The sequence below is a fragment of the Synechococcus sp. H55.11 genome (genome assembly GCF_047462475.1).
GTDB lineage: Bacteria > Cyanobacteriota > Cyanobacteriia > Thermostichales > Thermostichaceae > Thermostichus.
On sequence record NZ_JANSJI010000138.1, the window covers coordinates 59310 to 67894 of the forward strand.

5 protein-coding genes, 2 tRNA genes and 1 other RNA gene are annotated in these 8585 nt (G+C 58.7%); 5 read left to right on the top strand and 3 right to left on the bottom strand.

Translation table 11 applies throughout. The features are described 5' to 3' along the window. A tRNA-Arg gene (locus NW853_RS06075) sits at nt 1-73 on the top strand. Here the strand turns inward: NW853_RS06075 and NW853_RS06080 are convergent. Beyond that, a complete protein-coding gene (locus NW853_RS06080; protein ID WP_414348343.1) occupies nt 74-2332 on the bottom strand; it encodes a GAF domain-containing protein in 2259 nt (752 codons plus the stop codon). It lies immediately after the preceding tRNA gene. Nucleotides 2333-2974: 642 nt separating this feature from the next. Here NW853_RS06080 and NW853_RS06085 point away from each other — a divergent pair. Next, nucleotides 2975-5149, top strand: coding sequence for a primary-amine oxidase (locus NW853_RS06085; RefSeq protein WP_414348346.1), 2175 nt, complete (start codon nt 2975-2977; stop codon nt 5147-5149). Nucleotides 5150-5253: 104 nt separating this feature from the next. Here NW853_RS06085 and ssrA read toward each other — a convergent pair. Further along, nucleotides 5254-5655, bottom strand: a transfer-messenger RNA (tmRNA) gene (gene ssrA / locus NW853_RS06090). A gap of 100 nt (nt 5656-5755) precedes the next feature. On the opposite strand from ssrA, the gene NW853_RS06095 reads away from it, so the two are divergent. Next, nucleotides 5756-5827 (top strand) — tRNA-Lys (locus NW853_RS06095). A 107-nt stretch (nt 5828-5934) separates the two neighbouring features. On the opposite strand, the gene NW853_RS06100 is transcribed toward NW853_RS06095, so the two are convergent. Beyond that, the gene (locus NW853_RS06100) at nt 5935-6417 is read right to left on the bottom strand and encodes a pyridoxamine 5'-phosphate oxidase family protein (protein WP_414334924.1); all 483 of its coding nucleotides are present in this window, start codon (nt 6415-6417) and stop codon (nt 5935-5937) included. A 126-nt stretch (nt 6418-6543) separates the two neighbouring features. Here NW853_RS06100 and ilvA point away from each other — a divergent pair, with 126 nt between their 5' ends. Further along, nucleotides 6544-8055, top strand: a complete 1512-nt coding sequence (gene ilvA, locus NW853_RS06105; RefSeq protein WP_414334923.1) for a threonine ammonia-lyase, biosynthetic — start codon at nt 6544-6546, stop codon at nt 8053-8055. Nucleotides 8056-8168: 113 nt separating this feature from the next. Continuing rightward, nucleotides 8169-8390 (top strand): high light inducible protein, encoded by a 222-nt coding sequence (locus tag NW853_RS06110; RefSeq protein ID WP_414334922.1) that lies wholly within the window; start codon nt 8169-8171, stop codon nt 8388-8390. The last annotated feature ends 195 nt before the right edge of the window (nt 8391-8585 follow it).

Below are 8585 nucleotides of genomic sequence, written 5' to 3' on the forward strand. Positions count from 1 at the left end.
GCCTTGCTAGCTCAATGGATAGAGCACCGACCTTCTAAGTCGATGGTTGCAGGTTCGAGTCCTGCGCAAGGCGCTAGGCTCTGTTTTGAGTTGCCGACAAGCTGCCCTGATGGGGGCACCACACCTGGAAAATCACCTGCCGGGAACGGCTTTCCACCGTCAGGGATCCCTTTAACATCTCCATAGCCTTTTTGGCTAGCGGCAGGCCTAGGCCTGTCCCTCCGGCCTTGCGGCGATCCAACTGTGGGATGCGGTAGAACTTTTCAAACACATGGGGCAGCGCCTCTGGAGGAATTTCCACTCCCGTATTGCGCACCTCGATCAGCCAGCCGGGACGGTTCTGTTGATGGGTCTGGCTAAAGCGCAAACAGATGCTTTCCCCAGCCGGCGTGTACTTGCAGGCGTTGTTCAAAAGTTCGCCCACCACCCGCGACAGCAGGCTCTCATCCGTGCAGAGGGGCAAAAGGTCGGGATCCCATTCCAACTGAAACTGTTGGTTCTGCTGGGCAGCTCGCAGCCGGAAGGGCTCGGAAAGATTGGGGATCCACTCCTGAGGAGATAACCAGGTTAGATTGAGATCCCTATTTCCGGCTTCAATAGCTTGCAATTCCAACAGCTCGTTGATCAAGTCCAGCTCGCGGTTGGTCTCCATCTCCAAAATCTGCAAGTAGCGCTGCTCCCGCTCCGTCAGGTTGGCCTTGGAGAGAAAAGCAATTGCCAGCTTCATGTTGGTTAGAGGCGTGCGCATCTCGTGGGAGACCATGTGCAGAAACTCATCCTTGAGGTGGTTGAGCTCCTGCAACTGCTGCACCTGCTGCTGCACGGTTTGGAAAAGCCGGGCCTGGCGAATGGCAATCGCACACTGGCTGGCCACCCGCCGCATCAAGCGCTGTTCCCGCTCGCCAAACACCTGCCCCGGCGGACGCGAGCCGCAAATATTTCCCAGCAGGAGAGATTCGCCTTCCTGAGCATCGCAAATGGGAAGTACCAGCAGCGTGTGGCGGTCGTAGCTGGGCCAGCAGGGGTGGCCAAGGTTGCTGAAATAGCAGAACTGCCCACCCTGAAGCTGCTGGAGCACCTCGGCAAAATCGGCAAAGGGGATCTCCAGGGGAAAACGGCGGATCCCTTCTCCAGGTCGATAATCCAAGGCCAAAACGCTAACCTGTCGTTCTGGGTCATGGAGGGCAATCATGCAGCCGGAAAGACCCAGTCTGAGGGCCAGTTCTTGCGCCACGGTTTCCAAAATCTTGTGCTCGTCTAGGCTGGAGCGAATTTCTTCCGTGATCAGTTGCAGCAGGGCCTCGTCTTCGTAGGCTTGCTGCAGTTGGCCGTTGCGCACCCGCACTTGGTAATCCAGTTCGACGTTGGCTTGCTGCAGCCTTTGGTAAAGTTCCGCCTGTCGAATGGCGACTGCCAGGTGATTGCCAATTGCCCTGGCCAACTCGATCTCTTCCTCTTGCCAATCGGGTTCAGAGATCAGGCGTCTCAGGGCTAGAGCGCCCCAAAGTTTCCCTTGACAGGCCACCGGGATGGTAAGCCAGGGGCCAAGCTGGTGGTCTTGCCTTTCCTGCAATGCAAAGGGATCGGAAACTTGCTGGGGATCCGCCACGTGAAAAACTTGCAGCTGCTGCAACTGCTGAATGGTTGGGATCTGCGGATCATCCGGTATGCGCATTTGGAGAGTACTGGGCACATCGGGGGAGCGAACATAGCCGGTAATGCCCACCCACACCTTCTCGGTAGGCAGATATTGGTAAAGGGTAACCCGCGCTGCCTGCAAAACCTGGCCTACTTCCTGCACCGCTACCTCAAAGAGGGCGGGTAGATCCAAAGAGGTGCTGATGGCTTGAATGAGCCGGTTAAACAGTTTTTCCCGCTGCACCTGTTGCTGCAGCTTTAGCTCGGCCTGCTTGCGCTTGGTGATGTCCAGGGTTACCCCGACAACATGGCTGGGATCCCCTTCCGGCCCCAGGAGCACAATCCCCTGAGAGAGGTGCCAGCGCACCTGCCCGTCTGCGAGATGGGCACGGTACTCGACTGCCAAGTTGGGATCCCCCTCCAATGCTCTAGGCCCCGCCAACTGGAAAGCTTCCTTCACCCTTTGGCGATCTTCGGGGTGAACGCTCTCGAAAAACATCTCCAGAGTGAACTCCTCGCCGGGATCCCGTCCGTACTTGGCCTTGCACTGAGGGGAACTGCTCAGCTCCCCGCTGCGCAGATCCAGTTGCCAGTAGCCCAGTTGGGTGGCCTCCAGAGCCAAGGAGAGATGCTCTGGATAAAAGCCGCCGTCTTCTGGCCGCACCGGCACCAGGCGGTGTTGAGCTGAAGCCATCTCCCCCACCAAAACGGTTGGTTGTTCCACCAGCGCTACCTCATTGTGGACGATCCTCATACAGATCTGAGAGATCCTCTTGCCAGAAATCCTTAGCTTTAAGCATGATTTCAGTACTCTGCTCAAAGATGTGTTAGCCAATACAAGATCTTTACTTCACGCTAGATCCGGAGAGCCGACTCTTGCCCGCAGCTTGTGGCCGAGGGGGGAGCCTCTGCTATAGTAATGGGCAGTTGCGCCTTGGATCCCAACACTGGGGATCCCCCTAGCAGGTGGGGTTAGGGCAAGCCGAAATGAGTTCGCGTTGAGAAGAGAGCAGTGCTGCATCAAGCTCCTTCCTTGCGGCTGCGCCCTCAGCCTGCGTGAAGCGTTGATTCTTTTTTATGCTGCCCTATGCCACGTTTGGCCTAAAAAAATTGCTGCTGATTTTGAGCGGGGATCTTTTCCCTCGGAAGCCTATAGTTAGTTTCTGGCGATTGTTCGATATTTTTCGGTTTGCGGTAACGCGGCTGCTCAAGGTGCCGCTGCCCTCTTCCTTTGGTTAGCGGGCAGAGACAACCCAACGGATGGGGATAACCTCAGGTTGGGCTAGCTGGCGAAGGTGAGGTTGTCCCCAAGAACGGATTCTTTGAGCCTATCCTCTTGCCGGCCAAGGTCGCCAAAGTTGCCTGTGGCAACGGCCAGGTTGTCCTGTACGGGCTGATGGCTAGCTTAGAGCGCCTGGGGTGGCAGGCAAGGGGATCCCTGCGGCATTTTTCAACGGATCGTCACCCAGCCAATTCATTTTCTGTAGAATTCAAGGTTATTTCTGTGATTTGTGAACTTCCTCGCAGTCCTCAGCCTGCTCTGCAGGAGCAGGAGCGATCGCTTTCTGCCACAACCGCGGCTGTCCGGCCCGAATGGCCAAGCCACCCCCTGGATCCCCTAAATGGCGAAGAAATCCGGCAAGTGGTCAAAATCCTGCGTCAGGAGCGCCCTCTTGCTTCCCGCTGCCGCTTTGTCACCATCCAACTGCAGGAGCCGGAGCGGCCCTGGATGGAAGCTTGGCAACCGGGCCAACCCTGGGATCGGCAGGCGTTTGTGGTGCTGTTGGATCCCACCGAGGGCAGCACCTACGAGGCGGTGGTCTCCCTCTCTCGGCAGCAGGTGTGCTCTTGGCAGCTCGTCCCCGGCGTGCAGCCGCCCCTTTTGGACGATGAGGTCTACGCCTGTGACCGCTTGCTCAAGGAGGATCCCCAATTTCTGGCCGCCCTGCAGCGGCGGGGCATTGCCGATGTGGAGCGGGTGATGGTGGACTACTGGACGGTGGGCTACTTTGGGATCCCGGAAGAAAAGGGGCGGCGGCTGGTGCGGGGTCTGTGTTTCCTGCGCACTTCCCCTTACGACAATGGCTATGCCCGTCCCCTCGAAGGCCTCTACCCCTGGATTGACCTCAACCAAATGCAGGTGATCAAGGTGGAGGATCGCGGCCCCTGGCCTCTGCCCCCGGAAGATGGCAATTTTGACGAGATCTTCTTCAAAGAGTTTCGCCGAGATTTGAAGCCTTTGGAAATTACTCAGCCCCAAGGGGTGAGCTTCCAAGTAGAAGGCCACCACATCCGCTGGCAGAAGTGGGATCTGCGCATCAGCTTTAACCCCCGCGAGGGGCTGGTGCTGCATCAGGTGAGCTATGAGGATCAGGGCCGCCTTCGCCCCATCCTCTATCGGGCTTCGGTAGCCGAGATGGTGGTGCCCTACGGGGATCCACGGGATCCCCACTGTCGCAAGAACGCCTTTGACGTGGGGGAATACGGCATCGGCATGCAGGCCAATTCCCTGCGCCTGGGCTGCGACTGCCTGGGGGAGATCTACTACTTCGATGCCTGGCTGCCCAGCAACAGCGGTGAGCCCATGCTCCTCAAAAACGCCATCTGCATGCACGAGGAGGACTTTGGCGTGCTCTGGAAGCACACCGACTGGCGCACGGAGCGAGCTCAGGTGCGGCGCTCGCGGCGGCTGGTGCTCTCTTTCTTTACCACCATCGGCAACTACGACTACGGCTTTTTCTGGTACTTCTACCAGGACGGCACGCTGGAGTTCGAGGCCAAGCTCACCGGCATCATCAACACCTGCGCCACCCTGCCGGGGGAGGAACCGGAGTTTGGCGTCTTGGTAGCGCCCCAATTGTCTGGCCTCAACCACCAGCACTTTTTTACCGTGCGCCTGGACATGGCGGTGGATGGGCCGGGCAACTCCCTCTACGAAGTCCATGCCGAGCCGCTGCCCTTGGGGCCGGATAACCCCTACGGCAACGCCTTCCGCGCCCGCTCCACCTTGTTGAGCACTGAGCAGGAAGCCAAGCAAACGGTGGATCCCTTGCGGGGGCGCTACTGGAAGATTGTCAACCCCAACCGCCACAACCGCCTGGGGCAGCCGGTGGCCTACAAGTTGCTCCCAGGAGAGAATGTCCGGTTCCTGGCCCACCCCGACTCCTGGCTGTATCGACGGGCAGGGTATTTGGCCCACCACCTCTGGGCCACGCCCTATCATCCTGGCGAGAAGTTCCCGGCGGGGGACTACCCCAACCAACACCCCGGTGGGGAAGGGCTGGTGAAATGGACACAAGCCAACCGATCCCTAGAAAATACCCGCCTAGTGCTCTGGTACAGCTTTGGCTGCAACCACTTCCCCCGCACCGAAGACTGGCCGGTGATGCCGGTTAGCTACATTGGCTTTCTGCTCAAGCCGTTGGGCTTCTTTGAGTGCAATCCGGCTTTGGATGTGCCCCCTCCGCCGCCGAAAACCAAAAGCTGCTGCAGCACCAGCCATTCCCATTAGCTGCGGTGAGCGCCAGGCCCCACCTTGGCATGGCATTGGATCTTGCCGGACTTTCATGGACGCCCAAAAGTCCTCCAGCAACCTTCTGGGCCTAGGGCACCTGAGGATGGAGCTGACGGGAGTCGAACCCGTGTCCGAGATGGGTACTAAGGGATCACTCATTCACAGGCTTAGCCTCTTTGACCCTCGAGGCGGGGATCGCCGTTTGGATCCCGGCGATGGGATTTCTCCGCCTAATCTTGGTCTCTCCCTCGACGGAGCCAGAGCAGAGAGCTGCACCCGTTGGGGTTGTGATCCGCCCACTTAACGGGGTCGTGAGCAGATCCTCGAGCTCAGAGTCAGTTTTCGGTTACTGAGCCTTAGGCAGCCAGAGCAGCTGCTTTACGAGCAAAGGGTACGACGTTGTTCGCACGTACTGGTTTGAGCCTGGTGATAACGGGATAAGCTCAATCCCGACCTGTATCATGAACCCATGTTCGCCACCCCGTCGAAACCGTTACAGCCCCAGGGTTGGTCTAAGTTCAGCATAGCAAGATTTTTAGGGATACGGCCAGAACCTTTGCTAGTGTGACAGAAGTTTTGCTAGTATGACAAAGCTGCAAACTTGGGTCGGTAGCTCAGCGGTAGAGCACTCGGCTTTTAACCGATTGGCCCAGGGTTCGAATCCCTGCCGACCCATGTCTTCGGTCACTTGCAAATAGCAGCGCGACCTGGAAGCTGGCGCGGCAACGGTTTATCCGCCCTCCCTGTCGTCGGTTGCCGGTCGGAAGGCCATGTTCTTGCGCCTAGGTGCGGCCGAGATGCTCCAGTTGATCCAGGTTGGGGCCGCTCAGCCGGAAGGCTTGGCCAAACCCCTGAATGAAGCTGCCGCCGGTGGGGGTGATCTGGCAGAAGTGAAAATCCGCCAGGCCCAGGATCATCTCGGCAATCTCGTACTTGGCACGATAAAGGGCCTCAAACCCCCAGGCTTGGGCCTCCGCGCGGCTGAGGAACCGGGCTTCTCCGCTCACCATCACCCGCGGCAAAGCGTGGTTGCTGCGGGGATCCACCGGCGTGGGCGGCTCGTGGATGAGCAAGCTGGCGCGGGGATCCGCCCGCAAAGCCTGGGTGTGGGAAGAAAGATCGCTAATGACAATGGCAAAACGCAAGGGATCCCGTTGCACCACAAAGGGCACCAGCGACACTGCCGGGGATCCCTGCTCCAGCACCCCCAAGCAGGCCACCGGCTGGCTCTCCAACAGCGCCTTCAACTTTTCCTGCGCCGACATCGCTTCTTCTCCCATGGCCTTTGTTATTATGCCCAAGCCCCCCTTGCTGGAGAAGGGATAGATCCCTGGGATAATAGCTCTTAGCCCGCCGGGAGCGACCGTTTTCGACCCTATCGATACATCCCGATGGATTGTGATTATCTCGTTCAGATCCTTACAGCTCGCGTTTACGACGTGGCCCAAGAAACCCCCCTGGAGCCGGCTTTTAACCTCTCCCGCCGCCTGAACAACCCGGTCTGGCTGAAACGGGAAGACATGCAGCCGGTTTTCTCCTTCAAGCTGCGCGGGGCTTACAACAAGATGGCCCACTTGCCCCCGGAGCAACTGGCGCAAGGGGTGATCGCGGCCTCCGCAGGCAACCACGCCCAAGGAGTGGCCCTGGCAGCACAGCGGCTGGGCACTCGGGCCATCATCGTCATGCCCGTCACCACCCCTCAAGTGAAGGTGGATGCCGTGCGGGCGCGGGGCGCAGAAGTGGTCTTGTACGGAGATACCTTTGACGATGCCTACGCTCACGCGCGGCAACTGGAAGCCGAGAAAGGTTTGACCTTCATCCATCCATTCGACGATCCCCTGGTGATCGCCGGCCAGGGTACCATCGGCATGGAAATCCTGCGCCAGTACCAACAGCCCATCCACGCCATCTTCGTCGCTGTTGGCGGGGGCGGCCTGATCGCGGGCATTGCCGCCTACGTTAAGCGCTTGCGCCCCGAAATCAAGATCATCGGTGTAGAACCGGTGGACTCCGATGCCATGTACCGGTCTCTCCAGGCAGGCCGGCGGGTGCGCCTATCCCAAGTAGGTCTGTTTGCCGATGGAGTGGCAGTGCGGGAAGTGGGGGAAGAGACCTTCCGCCTCTGTCAGCAGTACGTGGACGAGATCCTCCTGGTGACTACCGACGACACCTGTGCCGCCATCAAGGATGTCTTTGAAGATACCCGCTCCATTTTGGAGCCTGCCGGAGCTCTGGCCATTGCCGGCCTCAAAGCCTATGTGAGCCGCACCGGCATCCAAGGACAGACTTTGCTGGCGGTCGCTTGTGGGGCGAACATGAACTTCGACCGCCTGCGCTTTGTGGCCGAACGGGCCGAAATCGGCGAACAGCGGGAAGCCATTTTTGCCGTCACCATTCCGGAACGACGCGGCAGCCTGCGCCGGTTCTGTGCCCACATTGGCCAGCGCAACCTCACCGAGTTTAACTACCGCATCGCCGACGAGCAAGAAGCCCATATCTTTGTCGGGCTGCAGGTGCGGGATCGGGCCGATGCCCAAGCGGTGGCTCTGGATCTGGAGCGGGCCGGCTTCAAGACCTTGGATCTCACCGACGATGAGCTGGCCAAGTTGCACCTGCGCCACATGGTGGGCGGGCGCTCTCTGCTGGCGGAAAATGAGCTGCTCTACCGCTTCGAGTTCCCCGAACGGCCCGGAGCTTTGCTGAAGTTCTTGTCTTGCATGAGCCCCAATTGGAACATCAGCCTGTTTCACTACCGCAACAACGGCGCCGACTACGGTCGCGTTCTCATCGGCATGCAGGTGCCCACCTGCGAAATGCCCGAGTGGCAGCGTTTTCTGGATACGTTGAGCTATCGCTACTGGGACGAGAGCCACAACCCCGCCTACAAGTTGTTCCTCGCCTAGTCGGCCTTTGTCGGGAAGCTCAGGGTGCCGGGCATCCACAAAGTCGTAAACAAAACTTTACAATCCTATGCAAAACGAGCTAAACTAGGTAAGGAAGAAACAAGGAGAACCCTATGAGCCGATATCGCTCCGTCGTTGTTGAAGAAGGCGGCCGCCTAAACAATTATGCTATCGAGCCGGAAATGTATGTGGACACCACTCCGCGGGTGGGCTTTACCGAGTATGCAGAGCGACTGAACGGGCGTTTGGCGATGATCGGCTTTGTTGCCCTGATCCTGTTTGAATCTCTGTCCGGCTCTACCCTGATCGGCTGGTTACAATCCCTAGGGCAGTAGGGCAGGAGAGCTATTCTTTGCCTGAACAAGCCCCTTGCTAGTTGAGTCTAGCGCTGAGCTGGCCTAGCAACCCTGGCCCCTGGCCAGGGTCTTTTTTTCTACTTGCAGGCGAGATCTCCGAGGTTGCAGTCATTGTCAAATAGCAATGAAACGTTTCTCTACGTCGTTATTGTTCCGCAACGCTGTCGCGCAGGT

Bases quoted from the DNA above. Each gene is read 5' to 3' on its own strand.
- ilvA (WP_414334923.1), top strand. From the start codon at position 6,544: ATGGATTGTGATTATCTCGTTCAGATCCTTACAGCTCGCGTTTACGAC.
- NW853_RS06080 (WP_414348343.1), bottom strand. From the start codon at position 2,332: ATGGCTTCAGCTCAACACCGCCTGGTGCCGGTGCGGCCAGAAGACGGC.
- NW853_RS06110 (WP_414334922.1), top strand. From the start codon at position 8,169: ATGAGCCGATATCGCTCCGTCGTTGTTGAAGAAGGCGGCCGCCTAAAC.
- NW853_RS06100 (WP_414334924.1), bottom strand. From the start codon at position 6,417: ATGTCGGCGCAGGAAAAGTTGAAGGCGCTGTTGGAGAGCCAGCCGGTG.